The sequence below is a fragment of the Streptomyces sp. NPDC059900 genome (assembly GCF_050270335.1).
GTDB lineage: Bacteria > Actinomycetota > Actinomycetes > Streptomycetales > Streptomycetaceae > Streptomyces.
This window is the reverse complement of record NZ_JBNNJZ010000951.1, coordinates 1-2007: the sequence shown is the minus strand read 5'-3', so window position 1 is coordinate 2007 and position 2007 is coordinate 1. Positions and strand designations below refer to the sequence as shown.

Annotated in this window: 2 protein-coding genes; both read right to left on the bottom strand. The window is 69.4% G+C overall.

Features of this window, described 5'->3' with window-relative positions:
* Positions 1 to 96 precede the first annotated feature (96 nt).
* A complete protein-coding gene (locus ACQKIP_RS46080; RefSeq protein WP_365866713.1) occupies positions 97 to 465 on the bottom strand; it encodes a PPOX class F420-dependent oxidoreductase in 369 nt (122 codons plus the stop codon).
* Between the two features lie 58 nt (positions 466 to 523).
* Positions 524 to 2007: glycosyl hydrolase family 95 catalytic domain-containing protein (locus tag ACQKIP_RS46075; RefSeq protein ID WP_427745732.1), on the bottom strand; the 1484-nt coding region annotated here is incomplete at its 5' end.

Sequence of the window (2007 nt, the reverse complement as noted above, 5' to 3'; positions counted from 1 at the left end):
GAGATTTCCCCGGCGCGGGGAAATCTTTCAGCCGTCCGGCGTTTGAGGACGCCCCCGCGCAGCGGGTTTTCGGGAAGGGGCGGGGTTGGGGACTGCTTACTGTTCCAGGCCCCAGCTATGGATCCGCCGGGGATGAATCCGGATCAGCTCCTCGCTGAAGTGAGGGCCCAACTCATGCGGCCCCGTGAGGAGTTCCGCGTCCCCGCGGATGTCGACGCCCCGCACCTTCCACGGCCGCTCGCTCACGATGTCGTCCACGACCAGCGACACCTTCGGGTTCTTCTGGAGATTGCGCCACTTCTTGGTGGTCCCCAAGGCATATCCCCCGATCAGGATCGTCCCGTCGTCCTGCGGAAAGAAGCCGACGGGATTCGCCTGCGGCTGCCCCGCCGCGTCCACGCTGGCCATCCGCCCAAGACGCTGCGACTTGAGGTACGCCCGCTCGGCATCGCTGAATTCGGTCATGGCGCGAGCCTCGCACGCGCACCCGTCCCACGCATCGGGCCCTGGCCCCGATGTCGCCCTAGGAGGTACCGGGAAGGCCCCACCGCGGAGCCTCCTCGTTCGGCTCGACCGGCGCGATCCGCAGGTCGGGACGGTCGCCCTCGGCGGTGATGAGCGCCGTCCCGCCCCGCCCGAGGGCGATCCGCACCGCGCCCCCGCCCGCGTCCTCGTACGAGAGGGGACGCCCCCGCCCGTCCCGTACCTCGATCGCCCCCGCGATCCCGTGCCGCACGATGCACGGCGCCCCCGCCTCGCTCACGAGCCGCACCCACCGGGTCGCCCCGCCCTCCCGCACGGCGCTGAGCAGAAACGCCCCCTGCGTACGGAAGTTGTGCACGGTGAGGTCCGACCACGCCGGCGGAAGCGCGGGGAAGACACGGATGACGTCGCCCCAGGACTGGCAGACCATGTCGTGCAGGGACTGGGCGGCGGAGAGCGGGGTCTCGATGACCGGGCCCGACTCCTTGTACATGGTGTTGGGCTGGATGAAGCGCGACATCAGCTGCCCGAGGTACTTCAGCGCGTCCTCGCCCTTGCCGAGCAGTGCCGACATCGACGCGGCGCCCGTGAACGTATAGCCCTGCAAGGCACCCTCGAAGCCGACCCAGTGCGCCAAGGACCGCTCGATCAGGGCGCGTTCGTCCGCGGTGCGGCCCGTCACCTCGTACAGCGGGTACACCGCGAGCAGGTGGGAGTAGTGCCGGTGCGACTTGGCGAAGGGGATGTCCGCGCCGATCATGTACCCGTTCGCGTCGGTCGGGTACGCCGTCAGCCTGCCCAGCACATCGCGCCAGCGCGGGGCCAGGTCATCGTCCGTGCCCAGGATTTCCGCCGCTTCGATCAGCGTGCGGCAGCCCCACGTCAGGAGCATCAAGTCGTAGTTGCAGTCGCGCGAGTTGCCGCCGTACTCGGGGGAGTAGGTCGCGGGAAGGTGCAGTTTGCCGTCCGGGCCGGGCTCCAGGAAGTGCAGGTAGTACGTGACCGCCTTGCGCAGGAGGGGGAACAGGACGTCGCGCAGGATGGACTCGTCCATCGTGTGGCGGTAGGTCAGCCAGACGTTGTGCAGCGCCCAGGTGAGGTTGCCGACCTCGGGGGTCGGCGGGTCCTGGCCGGGGATGCCGACTCCGTAGCCGCCGTCCGTCACCGACGCTCCGTTCACCAGGGACGGGTCCGTGGTGCGGGGGATGCCGAGGGAGTCGGCGCGGTAAGGGGCCGCCATCTCCTTGGTGAGGTTGGACCGGAACTCGCTCAACGCGCGCGTGACGGCGTCGAGTTCGATGTGATTGGAGCCGTGGATCAGCCAGTACTCCAGCTGGACGTTCAGGTTCCACCAGGTGTTGGGCCAGGGCGTCGGCTCCAGCCAGGGGCCGCAGGTCGCCATCACGGGGGCGTCGCGGCGGGCCGCAGCCGCGGTCTTGTAGAGCTGGATCCAGTAGAAGCGCTGCATCCGGGCGTCGGGCAGCGACAGGAAGCTCTTGCGGTAGTACGCGTGCCACCACGCCC

What these genes read in the sequence shown, in the direction of transcription:
- ACQKIP_RS46080 (WP_365866713.1), bottom strand. Translation starts at nt 465, where the DNA reads ATGACCGAATTCAGCGATGCCGAGCGGGCGTACCTCAAGTCGCAGCGT.